Annotated in this window: 20 protein-coding genes; 8 read left to right on the top strand and 12 right to left on the bottom strand. The window is 35.3% G+C overall.

What is annotated here, in order from left to right; all coding sequences use genetic code 11:
- Positions 1-5 precede the first annotated feature (5 nt).
- The 3 genes from glyS to ybaK all read left to right on the top strand — a co-directional run bounded on the left by glyS (position 6) and on the right by ybaK (position 3,556).
- Entirely contained in the window at positions 6-2,078 is a 2,073-nt protein-coding gene (gene glyS / locus GQ590_RS09125; RefSeq protein WP_160408343.1) for a glycine--tRNA ligase subunit beta, read from the top strand.
- Between the two features lie 68 nt (positions 2,079-2,146).
- Entirely contained in the window at positions 2,147-2,965 is an 819-nt protein-coding gene (locus GQ590_RS09130) for a hypothetical protein (protein WP_160408303.1), read from the top strand.
- A gap of 105 nt (positions 2,966-3,070) precedes the next feature.
- Complete coding sequence (ybaK, locus tag GQ590_RS09135; RefSeq protein WP_160408300.1) at positions 3,071-3,556, top strand: Cys-tRNA(Pro) deacylase; 486 nt, start codon at positions 3,071-3,073, stop codon at positions 3,554-3,556.
- A 178-nt stretch (positions 3,557-3,734) separates the two neighbouring features.
- Here the strand turns inward: ybaK and GQ590_RS09140 are convergent, their stop codons facing one another.
- The 4 genes from GQ590_RS09140 to GQ590_RS09155 all read right to left on the bottom strand — a co-directional run bounded on the left by GQ590_RS09140 (position 3,735) and on the right by GQ590_RS09155 (position 6,847).
- The gene (locus GQ590_RS09140) at positions 3,735-4,007 is read right to left on the bottom strand and encodes an HU family DNA-binding protein (protein ID WP_065636993.1); all 273 of its coding nucleotides are present in this window, start codon (positions 4,005-4,007) and stop codon (positions 3,735-3,737) included.
- Between the two features lie 181 nt (positions 4,008-4,188).
- Complete coding sequence (locus tag GQ590_RS09145) at positions 4,189-4,782, bottom strand: YjaG family protein (RefSeq protein ID WP_160408298.1); 594 nt, start codon at positions 4,780-4,782, stop codon at positions 4,189-4,191.
- Positions 4,775-5,848, bottom strand: a complete 1,074-nt coding sequence (gene hemE, locus GQ590_RS09150) for a uroporphyrinogen decarboxylase (RefSeq protein WP_160408296.1) — start codon at positions 5,846-5,848, stop codon at positions 4,775-4,777. Before hemE ends, GQ590_RS09145 begins: the two co-directional genes overlap by 8 nt.
- A gap of 87 nt (positions 5,849-5,935) precedes the next feature.
- Entirely contained in the window at positions 5,936-6,847 is a 912-nt protein-coding gene (locus GQ590_RS09155) for a LysR family transcriptional regulator ArgP (protein WP_160408294.1), read from the bottom strand.
- A gap of 206 nt (positions 6,848-7,053) precedes the next feature.
- On the opposite strand from GQ590_RS09155, the gene rpiA reads away from it, so the two are divergent.
- Both rpiA and serA read left to right on the top strand, forming a co-directional pair.
- Positions 7,054-7,719, top strand: coding sequence for a ribose-5-phosphate isomerase RpiA (gene rpiA / locus GQ590_RS09160; protein ID WP_160408292.1), 666 nt, complete (start codon positions 7,054-7,056; stop codon positions 7,717-7,719).
- Between the two features lie 71 nt (positions 7,720-7,790).
- The gene (serA, locus tag GQ590_RS09165) at positions 7,791-9,032 is read left to right on the top strand and encodes a phosphoglycerate dehydrogenase (protein ID WP_160408290.1); all 1,242 of its coding nucleotides are present in this window, start codon (positions 7,791-7,793) and stop codon (positions 9,030-9,032) included.
- A 292-nt stretch (positions 9,033-9,324) separates the two neighbouring features.
- On the opposite strand, the gene GQ590_RS09170 is transcribed toward serA, so the two are convergent.
- The 6 genes from GQ590_RS09170 to srlA all read right to left on the bottom strand — a co-directional run bounded on the left by GQ590_RS09170 (position 9,325) and on the right by srlA (position 13,463).
- Positions 9,325-10,104 (bottom strand): DNA-binding transcriptional repressor, encoded by a 780-nt coding sequence (locus GQ590_RS09170; RefSeq protein ID WP_160408288.1) that lies wholly within the window; start codon positions 10,102-10,104, stop codon positions 9,325-9,327.
- Positions 10,105-10,204: 100 nt separating this feature from the next.
- Entirely contained in the window at positions 10,205-10,570 is a 366-nt protein-coding gene (gene gutM / locus GQ590_RS09175; protein ID WP_160408286.1) for a transcriptional regulator GutM, read from the bottom strand.
- A gap of 79 nt (positions 10,571-10,649) precedes the next feature.
- Positions 10,650-11,429, bottom strand: coding sequence for a sorbitol-6-phosphate dehydrogenase (srlD, locus tag GQ590_RS09180; RefSeq protein ID WP_160408284.1), 780 nt, complete (start codon positions 11,427-11,429; stop codon positions 10,650-10,652).
- Positions 11,430-11,443: 14 nt separating this feature from the next.
- Positions 11,444-11,809, bottom strand: coding sequence for a PTS glucitol/sorbitol transporter subunit IIA (locus GQ590_RS09185; RefSeq protein ID WP_065637002.1), 366 nt, complete (start codon positions 11,807-11,809; stop codon positions 11,444-11,446).
- A 77-nt stretch (positions 11,810-11,886) separates the two neighbouring features.
- Positions 11,887-12,894, bottom strand: coding sequence for a PTS glucitol/sorbitol transporter subunit IIB (locus GQ590_RS09190; RefSeq protein ID WP_160408282.1), 1,008 nt, complete (start codon positions 12,892-12,894; stop codon positions 11,887-11,889).
- Between the two features lie 20 nt (positions 12,895-12,914).
- The gene (srlA, locus tag GQ590_RS09195) at positions 12,915-13,463 is read right to left on the bottom strand and encodes a glucitol/sorbitol-specific PTS transporter subunit IIC (RefSeq protein WP_065637004.1); all 549 of its coding nucleotides are present in this window, start codon (positions 13,461-13,463) and stop codon (positions 12,915-12,917) included.
- Between the two features lie 265 nt (positions 13,464-13,728).
- Here srlA and GQ590_RS09200 point away from each other — a divergent pair, with 265 nt between their 5' ends.
- From GQ590_RS09200 to mutH, 3 genes are all read left to right on the top strand, one after another.
- Positions 13,729-14,265 (top strand): Dps family protein, encoded by a 537-nt coding sequence (locus GQ590_RS09200; RefSeq protein WP_160408280.1) that lies wholly within the window; start codon positions 13,729-13,731, stop codon positions 14,263-14,265.
- A 71-nt stretch (positions 14,266-14,336) separates the two neighbouring features.
- Entirely contained in the window at positions 14,337-14,885 is a 549-nt protein-coding gene (locus GQ590_RS09205; protein WP_160408278.1) for an NADPH-dependent FMN reductase, read from the top strand.
- A 75-nt stretch (positions 14,886-14,960) separates the two neighbouring features.
- Entirely contained in the window at positions 14,961-15,644 is a 684-nt protein-coding gene (gene mutH / locus GQ590_RS09210) for a DNA mismatch repair endonuclease MutH (protein ID WP_160408276.1), read from the top strand.
- Positions 15,645-15,794: 150 nt separating this feature from the next.
- Here mutH and nrdB read toward each other — a convergent pair whose 3' ends face one another.
- Both nrdB and nrdA read right to left on the bottom strand, forming a co-directional pair.
- A complete protein-coding gene (gene nrdB / locus GQ590_RS09215) occupies positions 15,795-16,925 on the bottom strand; it encodes a class Ia ribonucleoside-diphosphate reductase subunit beta (protein WP_065575279.1) in 1,131 nt (376 codons plus the stop codon).
- Between the two features lie 144 nt (positions 16,926-17,069).
- Positions 17,070-19,358, bottom strand: a complete 2,289-nt coding sequence (nrdA, locus tag GQ590_RS09220) for a class 1a ribonucleoside-diphosphate reductase subunit alpha (RefSeq protein WP_160408274.1) — start codon at positions 19,356-19,358, stop codon at positions 17,070-17,072.
- Between the last annotated feature and the right edge of the window lie 312 nt (positions 19,359-19,670).

Consider the following 19,670-nt stretch of genomic DNA (forward strand, 5'->3'; position numbering starts at 1 on the left):
AGAAGATTATGCAAAAAACATTTTTAGTGGAAATTGGTACCGAAGAGTTACCACCAAAATCACTCCGCACATTAGCAGAAAGCTTTGCGGCTAATTTTATACAGCAACTTGATAATGCCAATTTAGAACATGGCGAGGTGCTTTGGTATGCATCGCCCCGTCGTTTAGCGTTAAAGGTGTTAAATTTAAGTGATACCCAGCCTGATAGTCAAATTGTAAAACGTGGTCCTGCGGTTAGTGCCGCTTTCGATGCCAATGGTAATGCCACTAAAGCCGCTGAAGGTTGGGCGAGAGGTTGTGCTATTACCGTTGATCAAGCCGAGCGTATACAAACCGATAAAGGCGAGTGGCTGTCTTATACTCAAAATCAAAAAGGTCAGCCTGTGGTTAATTTGTTGTGTGATATGGTTAAAACAGCGTTGAGTAAGTTGCCAATTCCAAAACCTATGCGTTGGGCGGCACGTCAGGTTGAGTTTATTCGTCCTTGTCATACGGTAACGATGCTTTATGGCGATACGCTCGTTGCTGGTACCATTTTAGATATTGAGTCAAACCGTATTATTCGTGGTCATCGTTTTATGGGTGAGCAAGAATTTACGATTGATAACGCTGATCAATATCCTGAAATTTTAGAGCAACGTGGTAAGGTGGTGGCTGATTATGATAAGCGTAAGGCAATCATTAAACAGCAAGCCGAAGATGCCGCGGCAAAATTAAACGGTAAAGCCGACTTGACCGATAGCCTGCTTGAGGAAGTATCTTCATTGGTTGAGTGGCCAGTTGTGTTAACCGCTAAATTTGAAGAACGTTTTTTGGCTGTGCCTGCTGAGTCGTTGGTGTATACAATGAAAGGGGATCAGAAGTATTTTCCTGTTTATGATCATCAAGGCAAATTGTTACCTAATTTTATTTTTGTTGCCAATATTGAGTCGAAAGATCCACAGGTGGTGATTTCAGGTAATGAAAAGGTGGTTCGCCCTCGCCTTGCTGATGCTGAGTTTTTCTATAAGACCGATTTGAAACAACGTTTAGAAGAGCGTTTGCCTCGCCTTGATACGGTTTTATTCCAACAACAATTAGGTACGGTTAAAGATAAGTGTCTTCGTATTGAGGCGTTGTCTGGTTTTATTGCTGAAAAAATAGCAGCCAATGTTGAGCAAGCAAAACGCGCTGGTAAGTTGACGAAATGTGATTTAGTGACCAATACCGTTTTTGAGTTCCCTGAAACACAAGGCATTATGGGGCGTTATTTGGCTCTAAAAGATGGTGAAAGCAGTGAGGTTGCCATCGCGATTGAAGAACAATATAAGCCGCGTTTTGCTGGCGATGAGTTGCCTAGTACCGCAGTGTCGTGTGCGGTGTCTATCGCTGAAAAACTCGATACTTTAGCAGGTATTTTTGGTATTGGGCAGCATCCTAAAGGCGATAAAGATCCTTTTGCTTTGCGTCGTGCGGCAATTGGTGTTTTGCGTATTATCGTTGAAAAGGCTCTGCCTTTAGATCTTGTTGAACTGGCAGGTTATGCAACTTCATTATATGGCGATAAGTTAACCAATAAGAATGTGGTTGATGATGTTGTTAATTTTATGCAAGGTCGTTTCCGTGCTTGGTACCAAGAGCAAGGTTTTGCCATTGATACCATTCAAGCTGTTTTAGCATTGAATCCAACCAAGCCTGCTGATTTTGATGCGCGCGTTAAGGCGGTTACTCACTTTAGAACACTACCTGAAGCCGCTTCTTTAGCTGAAGCCAATAAGCGAGTGTCAAATATTCTATCTAAAGCAAATATTGCAATTCCTGAAAAAATTAATGTTGCTTTATTAGAAGAAGGCGCAGAAGGTGAATTAGCTAAGCAAGTCGCTGTGTTAGCCGATAAACTAGCACCTTATTTTAGTCATGGACGTTATCAAGATGCATTAATTGAGCTATCTGCACTTAAAGCACCTGTCGATGCTTTTTTTGAGTCGGTAATGGTGATGGTCGATGATGAACAAATCAAGGTAAATCGATTAGCACTTTTAGAAAAACTACAAAATCTATTTTTAAAAGTAGCAGATATTTCATTATTACAAGCCTAGTTTAGAAGTTTGTTATTTATATTATAAATTGTGGTAACTAAAGTTGTTACCACCTATAAGGAACTTATATGGAAATGCAAAAAAAAATCTCTTTTTCTTTAGTTTTTACACAAACACGCAATTTTGTTCGTAATCGTATTACGCAATTTGCTCTTGTTAGTCTAACGCTAGCTTTATTTCATGCATTTTTTAATTCTTTCTTTGACAAACAAAATCTAGCTGAACAAATCTATGTTTCACGAAATTTAACTAACTATATTTTATTCGTGATACTGACATTACTAATTGGAATTATTTTAAAAGCAATTAGTATAGCAACAATTTCTAACCTTTATATCAACGATAAACTTAATTTAAATCTATTACTGTCTAAAGCGTTATCAAATACATTAAAAATTATTCTTTTTTATCTTATCATTGGTGCCTTTGTATTTTTAGTCTCATTTATGTTATCTATAGTGCTGATTAGTTTAAATTTGCTTTTACCTAAAGCAGTTATTTTTATATTAATTTTTTTAGTACTACTGATTCCAATCCTAATTTTAATTATCTTTTGTAACTTCTTTTTGGCTTCGCTAGTTGAACCTGGTCAAAACAATATTCTTGACTCACTTTCATCAAGCATTCAATTATCAAAAACACAGTGGCGCCCAGCTATTTTGATGGTATTAATCTGCCTAGGATTTGTGATGGTTTTTGCTCAATTAGCAATTGCGTTTGATAATGACAATTTTATTCTTGATACGCTCTTTTCTTTCTGTAGTATCTTTTTTGATATTTTTGTTACTAGCTTTTTCTATCGTCTTTATACGCTAGCAACTAACCATACTAATTCAAATTTTCCTACAAAAGATGATCAGCAAGAAACTGATAGTTTGATCGTTTAATTATTATTCCCCCTCACCAATTTTGATTGGTGAGGGGAACTAACTTGCTATATTCATTCGCTGTGTATTATATTTGTTCCAATAAAAACTACTTGGATAACAATTATGACGCCGGCAATTAATTTACTTAAAAAATTAAAAATCAAATTTAATATCCATCAATATAAGCACGATCCAAACCAAACCCACTATGGGCAAGAAGCTGTCGATAAGCTTGATCCAAGCTTAAATATTACTGCAGCTCAAGTTTTTAAAACGTTAGTTGTATGTTTGAACGGTAACTCTAAAACTCTAGCTGTTTGTGTGTTACCCGTTGATGGTTATTTAGATCTTAAAAGTGTGGCAAAAGCATTAAACTGCAAAAAGGCAGATTTGGCAGAACCTAATTTAGCACAAAAAGTAACCGGATATTTAATTGGGGGAATTAGCCCTTTAGGCCAAAAACAAACGCTCCCAACACTTATAGATTTAAGTGCTATTCAGTACAACACTATGTTTGTATCTGGTGGCAAAAGAGGCCTAGAAATTGAAATATCACCTCACGATTTAACTAGCATATTACAAGCCAAATTAATAGAAATAACGACTTAACATGGTTAATGGCAATCAAGTTTGAATATAGCCAATGAGTTAGAAAATCAATATGGTAACTAGGTAGGTATCTATTTTTTTATAACACCTTTTATTTTAGTACAATAAAAAAGGCATAAGACGCCGCCTTATGCCCTTAAGTGTTCCATCAAAAATCATCGACAGAAAGAAACACAATTTATTTGATTGCTTCTTTTAAACTTTTACCAGATACGAATGCTGGTACTTTGCTTGCTGCAATTTTAATTTCTTTACCGGTTTTTGGATTACGGCCAGTACGTGCTTTACGCTCATTAACTTTGAATGTACCAAAACCAACTAATTGAACTGGTTCACCAGCTTTTAATGATTCAGTAATAGCTGCTAATGTAGCTTCCAACGCTGTTTTAGCAGCTACTTTAGTAATATCAGCTTTGCTAGCAATAGCGTCGACAAGTTCTGTTTTATTCATGGGGGATATCCTTACATGTTATTTTATTGTTAAAGTTAACATTATAAACGGAGCTAAACTTAACATTTAGCACCGTTACTGTAAACGTTATTTAGATTACATTACTGTTAAATGTAGTCTATATTTGCCTAATATTAAAGAAAAATTTAATAAAAAATAAAAAAATTATACTTTAAGTCGCTTAATCGCCTAAAAAAACACCAATATTACTTGTTTTCGTTACTCGAATTTCATCTTTTAAACTTTTTATTAATTCATTTTGTTCGTTGTTTTTATCACGCAATAAGCGAAACAATTCCCACTGTAAATCAAATTCATCAATTACACTAGGTAAAACTTGTTGTTCATTTTCGGTTAGTGAAACATTATTTTTGGTCATTTCAAATTCAGCAACTGTGGTGGCTGATATACTACTTACTTTAGCGCTATGTTCGGCAATTTCGCCACTTAAATAGGAGTGTAAAATTTCGCTAAGCGCGTGACATGCATCAATAGCAGGGTAAACCATATAAGGGCTATCGTTAGTTACCGTGGGAATAATCGCTTCTAATTTTTCAAGCTGTAAATCAAAATTGATTTTAGCATCTTCAACCAATAATGATTCCCAAACTAAGTCCAGTATTTTTTTATAGCTTTTAGGCGCTTCATCATTTTGTTGCTGCTGGCAATAAAACACAAAATTAGGGTACATTCGTTCACATAGGCAAGCCATAAATAAACGTTGTTGCCATTGTGGTAATTTTTCTATTCTTAATTGAATGGGATTTTTAATCATGATGAAACCTTTTTGACTGCTGATGTACTGCTTCAATTAAATATTGCACATGTTCAACAGGAATGTCTTGATGAATACCGTGACCTAGATTAAAGATATGACCATTATAAGTACCAAATTCATTCAGAACACTCGCTACATTAGATTCTATTGTTAGTTTGTCGGCATATAAAACCGATGGATCTAAGTTGCCTTGTAAGGCAATGTGCCCTTTTTGGGCAATGGTACTTAAATTAACTGTCCAATCAAGGCCAATAGCATCGCACCCGGTATTGACAATGCTATCTAACCATACTCCCCCGCCTTTTGTAAAAAAGGTAACAGGCACATATGAAGTAATATCTTGAGTTTTGTGACCACGTTTTAATTTTGATAAGATTAATTGCATATAATACAGTGAAAACGTTTGATAACTTTGATGGCTTAATACGCCACCCCAAGTATCAAAAATCATAATAGATTGTGCCCCTGCTTCGATTTGGGCATTTAAGTACAATGCCACACTGTCTGCGAGCTTTTCCAGTAATCTATGTAACGCTTTGGGGTTGCTATAGAGCATTTTTTTTATTTTCGTAAATGCTTTGCTACTTCCCCCTTCGATCATGTAGGTAGCTAATGTCCATGGGCTGCCTGAAAATCCAATTAATGGCACTTTGCCATTGAGTTCTTTTTTGGTTAAACGAATTGCATCCATCACATAACTGAGTGATTGCTCAGGATCGGGAATCGGTAATTGCTCAATATCAGACATGCAAGTGATAGATTGGATAAACTTAGGACCTTCACCCGCTTGGAAATGTAAACCAAGCCCCATAGCATCAGGAATGGTTAAAATATCCGAAAAAATAATAGCCGCATCAAGTTCATATCGCTCTATAGGTTGTAAGGTTGCTTCACAAGCTAGTTCAGGCGTTTGACATAATGTCATAAAATCGCCTGCTTTGGCTCTTAATTGGCGATATTCTGGCAAGTAACGACCAGCTTGGCGCATCATCCAAATTGGTGTGTAATCAACAGACAGGCACTGCAAAGCGCGTAAATAACGATCATTTTTTAATTGACTCATATTTTCAGCCTTTAAATATAGACTTTATTTTGTTAAAAAGTTTCAGGAAAGTATGTATTTGAGTATAAAAATCACTTAATTTATCTATTATTTGTGTCTTAAAGACTGAGGCAGTGATAATGCATGTTGCGCATAACGAATCAAAGTCTCAGAAATATTTTGCATTACTCTACTTTCTGGTGCAAAACGGTGCCAATAGAGCATTCGTCTTTGATATAAGCCTTCGGTTAAATTAATTAATTCACCTCTTTTTAACTCTTGTTCAACCTGTAATTTAGGTATCATACAGCAAGCAGAACCTTGTTTAGCCAGTTGTACAAAAGCTTCAGAAGAGCTGACAATATGGCAAATGACACTGCCAGGGGTAAGGTCGAAGTTTTCTTGCAAAAAGGCTTGATGCATATCATCTAAATGATCAAATGCAACCGCTGGAGCGTTTAATAATGAGTCTTGATTGACACCATTTGGAAAGTAGGTTTTAGCAAAATCAGGCGAAGCCACAAAAATATAGTCTAAAGCACCTAATAAATCGGACAGGCAACCAGGTAACGGGTTAGCTTGAATACTAATTGCACCAACTACAGTTCCTAAACGCAATAATTCTAAAGTATGTTCTTCATCTTTAACTTGAATATCAAAACGTAAGATATTTTTATTTAAAACGGGTTTTAATGCGGGTAAAAACCAAGTTGCTAAAGAATCTGCATTAATTGCAATAGATAACGACAATGGTGTGGCATTTTGATCGTTATCACCTAACCACTGCTGTTCTAATAGCTCAACTTGATGTAATAAACCAAGTAAATGCTTACCTTGTTTAGTTGCTTTCGGAGGTATGGTTCTTACCAACAATTGCTGACCAAAAAAGCTTTCTAATTGCTTAATGCGCTGAGATACTGCAGGCTGTGTAATACACAGTTTTTCTGCGGCTCGTTCAAATCCTCGCTCTTTTATCACTGCATCTAACGCTTGTAATGCTCTATAATCTGGACGCTTCATAATCTCTTTACTAATGATTTGATTATTACTTGAATATTCAAGCAAATTTGATATCGCAATAAGTTTTAAATATATCAAAAAGTTGATATATTTTCTTAAAATCCTGATGATTTTTACTTTCTAATTGGGTACTATGCCATATATTTAATAATTTTTCTTTCAAAATTTTATTTTTTAGAAAATTATCCTCAAATTAGGACGCTACCATGACTCAAGACGAACTAAAAAAGGCCGTAGGTTGGTCAGCATTAAAATTTATCAAACCTGATTCTTATGTTGGTGTAGGAACGGGCTCAACGGCATCTCATTTTATTGATGCATTAGCAACAATTAAAGATCAGATCAAAGGTACTGTTTCAAGCTCAGAAGCATCAACACAAAAATTAAAAAGCTATGGTATTACTGTATTAGATTGTAATGAAGTCGATTGCTTAGATGTTTATGTCGATGGTGCTGATGAAATAAATCATCATTTACAAATGATTAAAGGCGGTGGTGCAGCTTTAACGCGCGAAAAAATTGTTTCTGCCATTGCTAAGCAATTCGTTTGTATTGTTGATGAATCAAAAGTTGTTGATGTTTTAGGTTCGTTTCCATTACCTGTTGAAGTGATCCCTATGGCGCGATCTTATGTCGCTCGCGAATTATTTAAATTGGGAGGCAAACCAATATATCGTCAAGGTGTCATTACTGATAATGGTAATAGTATTTTGGATGTTCATGATCTTGTCATTTCAAATCCAATAGAGTTAGAAAATCGAATTAATAGCATTGCCGGGGTGGTTACTGTTGGCCTATTTGCTAATAAAGGGGCGGATATTGCTCTAGTTGGCTGTAGCTCTGGTGTAAAAGAGCTGAAATTAGCTAATTAGAATCAACTTATCATGTTGTATAACAATAAGTATCCATTCGAATTTTGAAAAAAAAGGAAAGAGAGGAAATAATGGTTGTTCAGACTTTAACCAAAGATGAAAACAAGTTTTTGTTACTTGAAGGTGTTCATCCTAGTGCAATAGATGTATTAAAATCCGCTGGTTTTACGAATATTGAATATCAAAAAAGTGCACTATCGTCCGAAGAACTAAAACAAGCCTTAAAAGATGTCCGCTTTATTGGTATCCGCTCAAGAACGCAATTAACCAAAGAGATCATCGACTCAGCACCAAAGCTTGCTGGCATTGGTTGTTTTTGTATTGGTACGAATCAAGTCGATCTTGATGCTGCCACTGTAAAAGGTATTCCTGTATTTAATGCGCCATTTTCAAACACTCGATCAGTTGCTGAACTTGTTTTGGCTGAAGCTATTTTGCTATTGCGCCGAGTACCCGAAGCAAATGCTAAAGCACACCAAGGAAAATGGAATAAGATTGCCACTGGTTCGCACGAGGCTCGTGGTAAAAATTTAGGTATCATTGGTTATGGGCATATTGGTAGTCAATTAAGTATTTTGGCCGAATCATTAGGGATGAATGTCTATTTTTACGATATCGAAACAAAATTGCCTTTAGGTAATGCTAAACAAATTTCAACAATGGAAGAATTACTTGCTATAAGCGATATTGTCTCTATGCATGTACCAGAAAACGCAACTACTATCAAAATGATCAGCGATAAAGAAATTGATGCGATGAAATCAGGCGCAATTTTAATTAATGCTTCGCGTGGTAAAGTTATCGATCTTGATGCATTAACCAAAGCATTAAATGCCAATAAACTTAGTGGTGCAGCTATTGATGTTTTTCCAACTGAACCGGCTAGTAATAACGATCCATTTGAATCACCATTGTGTCAATTTGATAACGTAATTATTACCCCACACATTGGTGGGTCTACTAGCGAAGCTCAAGAAAATATTGGTATTGAAGTTGCCACAAAACTAGCTAAATATTCGGATACTGGCGCAACGCTGTCAGCCGTTAACTTTCCTGAGGCTTCTTTACCTATTCCCGCTAAAGGCTCAAGCCGTTTTATTAATATCCATCATAATCAACCTGGTGTTTTAACAGCAATTAATACGCTATTTGCCGAGCAAGGGTTAAATATTTCAGCACAGTATTTGCAAACCGATGCCAAAATTGGTTATGTTGTGATTGATATTGATAGGGTTGATCAAAATAAAGCCGAAGAATTGCTTGCAAAATTAAAATGTGTACCGGGCACGATTCGAGCAAGATTGCTGTTTTAATTTACATCGGTTAAATGCCACTAATCTTTTTGATAAGTGGCTAATCACTATTATTTTAATGGGCTAGTAGTTGGAGCGAATCTAATATAGTTTGATTTTAAGGACTTATCCATGCAGTTATTTCCTCATTGCGATAATTTCTAAGTCTCCATTTGATAACGTTTTGGGCAGTTAATAACATAAACTTATCACTCTGTTGTAAGCTGCTTTTTGTTGCAAAATATTTCTTTCTTTTTATTAATGAAGTACATATTTAATGAAATACATCAAAAATCTACTTTATTTACGCTAATTATATTCCGTTAGTTTTTACTTTAATAACATTAATTCCTTTTTGGGTTAATGCATCATAATATTTATTATCTAAATTATCATCAGTAATAATCGTATCAACAGCACTTAAATCGCACACAACATTTGGGCTACGGCGACCAAATTTTGAAGAGTCTGCTAATAAAATTAATTTCGCAGCAGCTTTACTCATAGCTACACTACCATGATAACTTTCGTTAAAAGTGGTCACTCCACCGACTAGATCCACCCCATCGGCTCCCATAAATAACTTATCAAACGTATAAGATTCAAACGCTGCAATAGCTAAAGCATTATTACTATGGAAAGAGGCTGATTTTCGACGAAATGTGCCACCAGTTAAAATAATGGTTTGATCATTATCATTTGCTACTAGCTCATTAACCATGTGTAAACTATTGGTCATAATTGTTAAGTTATTAAACCTTGCTAACATAGGGATCATCTGCGCAACCGTGCTTCCTGCATCAAAAATGATAGAATCTCCCTCGTGAATTAGTTTAGCTGCTTCTTCTGCGATGGCTTTTTTTTGTGCCGTATTAATATAGGTTTTATGATCAATGGCTCTATCTCCAACCTCACGGTTGAGCATAGCACCACCATATGTGCGTAAAACTAAACCACTTTCATGCAATTGGGTTAGATCTTTACGAATTGTTGTGCCTGTTGTTTTAAAATGCTCTGCTAATGCGTCAACACTAATTTGCCCGTTTTTTTGCAGATAATCCAAAATCGCTGTTTGTCGTTGTTTCACTTTCATTATTAGAACCACCATGATTATTGATACGCATAATAAACTATCTTGCTTTAAAATATATTATTTCATAATGAAAGGGAATATTTTTCAAAATAAAAGTTTGCTAGTTATTATTTTTTGCAGATAATGCCACAATCAATGCGCTTTGGCAGGCAGAATCATTCGGGAAAATATTTTCAGGAATAATATTAGCAACCGATAATCCATGCAGTTGAGTAATTGGCTTTGGTAACGCAAAAACAGTAATACCTTTCATTAATACAGAATCAATAACTACTTGATGTTCATCTAATGAAATTGCAATTAATACTCTTGGCTTAAATCGTGTTGTTTCATTACGACCAATCCCCAGATAAGTTCCTCGTTTCATTGCTAAAAAGGCTCGATTAAAACGACGAATTTGAAGCCAACTAAAAATAATTTGAATGCACCAAGCAATTAGAGCAATAGCTATTAGAGTGGTCGTCATATGTGTGATTTTCCAGTTAGTTTAAGTTAGAAGCAAAAAGTGCGATAAATTTTAAATTAATTTTCGCACTTTGTTTTAACTAGAACATTACTTGTCCGCCTGTAATGTTAATTGATTGCCCTGTGCAATAAGAAGCTTTATCACTTGCATAAAATAACAATAAATTAAGCACATCTTGATAATCACAACCTCGTTTTAGTGGCACTTTATCAATATAGACCTGTTCAACTTGGCTTTCAGGAATACCTAGTTTTTTGGCATATTGAGGTAATAATGATTGGAACATAGGCGATTTAAGCAAATTACCAAGCATTAAAGAGTTAACAGTAATACCATATTCAGCAAGATCTAAAGCTAAAGATTGCGTTAATCCAACCCCACCAAATTTGGCAGCACTATATCCCGAATTATGTTTGCTACCAACTTTCCCTGATTTTGAATTAATTTGAATAATTCGACCTTGAATATTGTATTTAATCATTAGCTTAGAAAACTCGCGCGCACATAAAAAATAACCTGTTAGATTAACATTGATGGATAATTCAAAATCACTCAATGTAAAATCGGTAATAGGTGATGCTTTTGCAACACCGGCACTATACACCATTAAATCAACACGTTTAAATACACTATCAACATCTTGAGCTAATTGCATCACGCTTTCTTCGTTTGTAGCATCAACACCAAAACCTTTGGCTGTGCCAACGCCATGTTTTTGATTAATTGCTTCTGCGACTTTATTGGCATTGTCAATATTTAAATCAGCAACAACAACATGATATCCTGCATCAGCAATACCATTGCATAAAAATTCGCCTAGAGTTTGTCCCCCACCAATAATGACTGCGACTTGTTTCATTTTTAGATTCCTCATCAATTTAAAATTTTAATTTCATCACCAATAGCAAGTTGGATCGGGCATTGCCCATCTAGATGAACCGTTCCGGGTAACTCAGCCTGATGGCTACCATCAAACTTTAATGTGATGTGCCCTAATTGACGAAAATTAGCATTAGCAACTTCACCAACCGAAGTAATGAGATAACTTTGGTTACCTAATTGAAGTGTTTGCCCCGCCAACAGTTCTAGTTGAAAATTATCATGACTGTGAATAAAGCAATAATCCGCTAAGTCTGATGGAGCCCCCTCCTTAAATAGGATTAACATACCATCTGCTAAGGCTTCTTGAGCAAACTCTCCAATATGATTAATTTTTGATTGATAAATAGTTTTTGACATTATTTAACCTACTTAAATATTTATATAGTTTTAAGGTTTTAGTTCCTAGCAAACACTAGCTAGCAAACAAAATATGATTACTGATAAATAAAGAACGAAATAGCCCAAGCAAGCAACACGGTTGGTGCACCTGTTAAAAAACGCCCCACAAGCACAGAGGGAACGCCAACACGTACCGTATCTTGTTTTGCTTCTGCAAGCGATAAACCAACAGGAATAAAATCGCAAGCAGCTTGAGCATTAATCGCAAAAAGTGCAGGTAACGCTAATTGAGGCGGAATATTACCCAAACCAATTTGCACCCCAACTAATGTACCAATAACTTGTGCAATAACAGCTCCTGGCCCTAAAAATGGTGAAAGTAATGGAAAAGAACAAATTAAAGCTAAGGTAACAAGCCCTATGGGATTGTTTGCTAGTGGAACTAAGCCATGAGCGATAAAATTCCCCAAACCTGATGCAATAATGATCCCAATAATTGCAGATACAAACGCCATAAATGGTAATATTGTTTTAAGTACAGTATCTATGGTGTCTCGACCAGCCTGAAAAAAGACCGCAACACCAGATCCCATTCCAATACCAATTTTTGCTAATAACCCATCGCTTTGCTCAGTGATTTTTTTACTAGTATCGTATTCTTTATATTCAGATGATGCGTTATTGGCTTGTTGCTGTTTATGATTTGATTGAACTTCGGTTATTACATCACTTTCTTTTTCAACCACCTTAATGTTGTTTGATTTAACCGCAGAAACATAAATATCCTCAACAATATATTGAGCAAGAGGTCCTGATTTACCTGTTGCGTGAATATTGATAGTTGGAATACGATTTTTAGGATAAATACCACATCGTAACGTACCACCACAGTCAATTACGGCAACACCAATTTCATCTTTAGGTGGTTCACCCTCTTTAAAACCATCAATAGCTTGCCACCCCGTTAATTCAACTAAGGTATCAACTATTGCTGGACGAGTACCAGCTGCAATATAAACAATCTTTTTACCCTCAATTACTGGAAGCTCTAATGGACCACCCCAACCTGCTTCACCTTTTTCAATTCGAATAAATTTAGCCATTTTTATATTCCTTATTACTGTTATAGATGAACTTTTCTTTCTAATTTAATTCCCATTTTTCTTTCAAAAATGGCTGTACAAAAGTCAGTAACCCAACCTCTAAAAAAGTTAGTCACTAAACCAACAAAAAAATAGCTCACAGCAAGAGGACCAAGTGGCAGGCCTAATTTAGTTAAACCAGCAGCAATACCTAAATACACAAATAGCTCACCGGGGTTAACATGTGGAAATAATCCATTCATTGAATGGCAACTATAAGAAGCAGCCGCATAGTAGCTTGGTTTGTAAAACTCAGGCATAAAACGCCCTAAGCTTAATGTCATTGGATTACAAAAAACAAAGGTACCAATTAATGGTAATAAAAGATATCGAGAGATAGGGTTACCTGCACATGCTTGAGCTAAACGCTCAATACGATCTTGCCCAATAAATTTAATTACAGCGTTCATTACAACAAGTAGTGAAATTAACAAAGGTAAAATACCTGTTACCATCCCAACAAAGACTTTTCCACCTTCTTGAAATAAACCAATAAACCATTCGGCACCAAATGAGATAGCGTCGATCATATTTCCTCCTGTTTTTGTTAAAGTTCGAGAAAATATTATCAATTAAGAAAGAATAAAACTTTTAACTAGATCACAATTTAAAATATTTTCTTTTATTTTGAAAGAAAATATTTTAAATAAAAATAATGAAAAAATAAAAAAAGTCATAGGTTACTGTAATGGCAATAATAGTAAAAAAATAACTTTTTTCATTGGACATTAACATTAAGTTGGCGTAATTTTGTCAATACGGGTATTTATTATTCAATTTAAAGGAGAATATATCATGGCTAAAAGTACGACTTCTGCTAAAAAGTTACAACAATCAGCGATTTTGTTTCCAACTGATTTAGGTCAACAGGCATCAAAAGATATTTCTGGAGCAATGAATTCTGTTTTAGCAGATGTATTTGCTTTATATTTAAAAACTAAAAACTTCCACTGGCATGTTAGTGGCCCTCACTTTCGTGATTACCATTTGATGTTGGACGATCATGGCGATGAGTTATTTGCTATGACAGATCCAATTGCTGAGCGAGTACGTAAATTAGGTGGCACAACGCTACGATCAATTGGTCATATTGCTAAATTACAAAGCATTTCTGATAATAATGCCGATTTTGTCGAACCATCAGATATGCTTGCTGAACTTTGTCAAGATAATGTAAGACTCACTGAACGTATGCGTGTAGCACATGATATTTGTGATAAATATAACGATACTGCAACTGCAAGTTTAATTGAAGAGTGGATAGATCAAACAGAACAACGTGCATGGTTCTTATTTGAAGCTGGCCGAAAAGTCGACTCATCAGGACATTAATAACTAACTATTAATGACAATAATAAGAGGCATAACCATTGCCTCTTATTTAAAATAAGTGGAGATTTAAGATGAGTAAAAAAATTGCCGTATTAGTTGGAAGTCTACGTAAAGATTCTTATAACTTAAAAGTAGCAAAAGTCTTTCAAAAAATTGCACCACCATCACTTTCGTTACAAATTATTCAAATTGGGGATCTACCTTTATATAATGAAGATATTGATATTGATACCCCTCCTGCCTCGTATACTCGTTTTCGCCAAGAAATAGCTCAATGCCAAGGTGCTATATTTGTCACACCTGAATACAATCGAGGTTTACCTGCTGTTATTAAAAATGCCATAGATGTAGGCTCACGTCCTTATGGTAAAAGTGTTTGGTCAAAAAAAGCAGCGGCTATTATTTCTGTTTCTCCGGGCGCAATTGGTGGATTTGGTGCAAATCATCAATTACGTCAATCATTAGTGTTTCTTGATATGCCTACCTTACAGCAACCGGAAGCTTATTTTGGTGGAGTAAGTACCGCCTTTGACGAACAAGGCAATATTACCGAAAAAAGCAAAGAATTTTTATCATTATTTATCAATACTTATGCTGCTTGGGTTGAAAAGTTAAGCTAATTGATATAGATTTTTATATTCACAGCCAAATTTTTTGGCTGTTTTTTTATTAATAACTAATTCAGATTTTTTGTAATGATTTTATCTATTCCAACAAGCGAGCAAGAATTATTAAATCGGGCAGAGTTAGTTGCAGGTTATAGCTTTGGTGAAATAGCACAATATTTAAACATTCCCATACCTGCTAATTTAAACAAACAAAAAGGCTGGGTTGGTAACCTCATCGAAACTTTTTTAGGCGCAAATGCAGGTAGTAAAGCCGAACGAGACTTTGTTAAACTAGGTATAGAGTTAAAAACAATCCCCGTTGATAAACAAGGAAAACCATTAGAAACAACTTTTGTCAGTGTTACGCCATTAATGGCTAATCATGGCGTTATTTGGGAAACAAGTCATGTTAAATACAAACTTGCCAAGGTACTTTGGATTCCAATTGAAGGTGACAGAACAATTCCTCTTGTAGAGCGAAAAGTTGGAAAACCGATTTTATGGGAACCAACTCAAGAACAAGAACAACAGCTAAAACAAGATTGGGAAGAATTAATGGATATGGTAACGCTTGGCAAAGTTGAAAAAATTACTGCTCGATATGGCACTTATTTACAAATTAGACCTAAAGCCGCCAACGGAAAAGCCCTTACCGAAGCAATTGGTGAAAATGGGCAAATTATTTTAACTCGCCCACGTGGGTTTTATTTAAAAAAAACATTTACGATGCAGATCTTACAAGCTTCAATATGTAGTTTACCATCAAAGTAAATAAATTAAACAATAGGCACTAAAAATTATTTTTATCTATAAAATCAAATTATTGTCTAAAACAACAAGTGATTATTAGATAACTTTATCTACAATAATTTATTCCTTTTGTAAAAAACTTTCAGGAAAAGCATGCGTTTGAGTATAAAATTATAATGTAAAATCGCTTAAATCATCTTCATTAATTTCAGAATCAATTTGTCCAACTAGATATGAACTCATTTCGGCTTCTTGTGGTGCTACTTGCACATTATCAGAAACAAGCCAGTTATTAATCCATGGAATTGGATTGGATTTAGCTTCAAAGGGTAATTTTAGTCCGACCGCTTGCATACGAATGTTCGTTATATACTCGACATATTGGCATAATATATCTTTATTTAAACCAATCATTGAGCCACCCTCAAACAGGTATTCGGCCCATTGTTTTTCTTGATTAGCGGCTTGTAAAAATAAGTTATAACAATCTTGTTCACACTCTTTGGCAATTTCAGCCATTTCGGGATCGTCTTCACCACTGCGTAGTGTGTTGATCATAAACTGAGTGCCTGTTAAATGCAGCGCTTCGTCGCGGGCAATAAGTTTAATGATTTTGGCATTCCCTTCCATTAGTTCTCGTTCAGCAAAAGCAAATGAGCAGGCAAAACTAACATAGAAGCGAATAGCCTCAAGTGCATTGACACTCATTAAACATAAGTAAAGTTTCTTTTTAAGTTCACGTAAATTAATGCAAACAGTGTGATTATTGATATTATGTTCACCTTCACCAAATAAATTATAGTAACTTGCATAGCTAATAAGATCATCATAATAACCTGCAATGTCCCCAGCACGTTTTTGAATTTCTTTATTAGTGACAATATCATCAAAAACCACAGATGGATCGTTAACGATATTACGAATGATATGAGTATATGAACGAGAATGAATGGTTTCAGAAAACGACCAAGTTTCTACCCATGTTTCCAATTCAGGTATTGAAATAAGTGGCAGTAAAGCAACATTAGGGCTACGACCTTGGATGGAATCAAGCAGAGTTTGATATTTTAAATTGCTGATAAAAATATGTTTTTCATGCTCTGGTAACGCAGCATAATCAATACGGTCTTGTGAAATATCGACTTCTTCTGGGCGCCAAAAGAAAGAAAGTTGTTTTTCAATTAGCTTTTCAAACATCTCATATTTTTGTTGATCATAACGCGCAACATTCACTGATTGTCCAAGGAACATTGGTTCTTTAAGCTGGTCGTTATGCACTTGCGAAAAGGTACTGTAATTCATACTCATAAAAGAACTCCTACTCATTTACTGTTGCTTTTACCGCTTCCTTTTGACAGTGTAAAAGGCAAGTTAAATGGGGAAATTACTAGTTTTCCCCGATAAAAAATTGAATTTTAGCGTGTAGCTATTTAGTTTTAATCAAGGTTAAATTTTGCAAGCGCCACCTTCACAGCCATCATCCGAATGGGTTGTTGGAACAATATCACCTTGAATATCTTCAGCGCCATCGCGTGTATTATGATAATAGAGTGTTTTTACGCCAAATTTATAAGCAGTCAATAAGTCTGATAATAGCTGTTTCATGGGTACTTTATTATTTGGGAACTTAGCCGGATCATAATTAGTATTAGCAGAAATTGATTGATCAATAAATTTCTGCATGATGCCTACTAATTGTAAATAACCAGTGTTATTTGGAATTTGCCAAAGTAATTCGTAAAAATTTTTCAGATGGTTATACTCAGGAACCACTTGTTTTAAAATACCATCTTTTGATGCTTTTACACTAATAAAACCACGTGGTGGTTCAATACCATTTGTTGCATTGGAAATTTGTGACGAAGTTTCTGATGGCATTAATGCCGATAATGTCGAATTACGAAGTCCATAGGTTTTAATTGATGCTCGTAGTGATTCCCAGTCATAGTGTAACGGCTCTTTAGTAATGGTATCTAAATCTTTTTTATAAGTATCAATAGGTAAAATACCTTGCGAATATGTGGTTTGACTAAATAATGGGCAGGTTCCTTTTTCTTTAGCTAGATTATTCGATGCTTTTAGCAAATAGTATTGCATGGCTTCAAAGGTACGGTGAGTTAAATTGTTGGCGCTGCCATCGGAATATTTAACCCCATGTTTTGCTAAATAATAGGCATAGTTAATAACACCAATACCTAATGTACGACGATTTAATGAAGAATTACGAGCTGCAGGTACAGGGTAATCTTGGTAATCAAGTAGTGAATCAAGAGCGCGTACCGCTAAATCGGCTAACTCTTCAAAGTCATCTAGAGATTCTATTTTACCTAAATTAAAGGCTGATAATGTGCAAAGGGCAATTTCGCCATGTTCATCATTAACGTTGTTAAGCGGTTTTGTTGGCAGTGCGATTTCCATACATAAATTAGATTGATGAACAGGTGCTAATTGTGCATTAAATGGGCTGTGAGTATTACAATGATCGACATTTTGGATATAAATACGTCCAGTTGATGCGCGCTCTTGCATTAATAATGCAAAGAGTTCAACGGCTTTAACTTCGCGTTTGCGAATATTTGGATCTTGTTCGTATTGGTGATAAAGCGTTTCAAACTTATCTTGATCGGCAAAGAAGGCATCATAAAGTCCAAGAACGTCCGATGGGCTAAATAGAGTAATATTTTCGTTTTTGATTAAACGTTGATACATTAATTTATTGATTTGTACGCCATAGTCTAAATGACGGACACGATTTTCTTCAACGCCACGGTTGTTACGTAATACTAATAAACTTTCAACTTCTAAATGCCAAAGAGGATAGAAAACAGTTGCTGCTCCTCCTCGCACACCACCTTGCGAACAAGATTTAACCGCTGTTTGGAAATATTTATAAAATGGAATGCAGCCTGTATGAAAAGCTTCACCACCACGAATTGAGCTTCCTAACGCACGAATTCGCCCTGCATTAACCCCAATTCCTGCTCGTTGTGATACATATTTCACAATAGCACTTGCCGTTGCATTAATTGAATCTAAGTTATCATCACATTCAATTAATACACAAGAGCTAAACTGACGAGTAGGAGTACGAACCCCCGCCATAATTGGCGTTGGTAGCGAAATTTTGAAAGTTGAAACTGCATCATAAAAGCGTTTGATATAGTTAAGCCGTGTCTCTTTGGGATAGTTGGCAAATAAACAAGCCGCAACTAAAATATATAAAAACTGTGCGCTTTCGTATATTTCACCTGTAACACGGTTTTGTACTAAGTATTTACCTTCAAGTTGTTTAACCGCAGCGTACGAAAACGACATATCACGCCAGTGGTCAATAATTTTGTCCATCTGTTCAAAATCTTCTTGAGTATAATCTTCAAGTAAATGCCTATCATAACGTTCACTATCAACTAGTTTTTTCACATGATCATAAAGTGATGGTGGAGTAAATTGACCATAAGCTTTTTTACGTAAATGAAAAACGGCCAAACGAGCTGCTAAGTATTGATAATCTGGCGCATCTTGTGAAATAAGGTCGGCAGCAGCACGAATAATTGTTTCATGAATATCGGAAGTACGAATGCCATCATAAAATTGAATGTGAGAACGTAATTCAACTTGCGACACCGAGACATTGTCTAACCCCTCAGCGGCCCACGTAATAACTTTGTGGATTTTATCAAGATTGATAGGTTCTTTCTGTCCATTTCTTTTAGTAACGAGTATTGATTTATTCATGCTTTGATTCCAACATTAATATATATTTTGAGTTATGATAATTGATATTTATCAAAATATACAATATGTAGTACCTATTAATTGAATTTGTTACTATATGTAGTATTATTAATCAATAATAACATTTTATTAATTAATAATAAAATGTTATTAGTTTAAATAACTAAAGTGAATCTAGTCTGTAGTAGCTCAAACTTAATCTGACAGACACATATTACTCATCGGCTTTCATTTTAACAAAATGCGTGTCCGATGAGTAAAATAAATTCTCCAATTGCTTTTCCTTAACCAATCCCTTTGCATCATTCCATG

This window comes from Gilliamella sp. Lep-s35, assembly GCF_009795845.1.
Taxonomy (GTDB): domain Bacteria; phylum Pseudomonadota; class Gammaproteobacteria; order Enterobacterales; family Orbaceae; genus Gilliamella.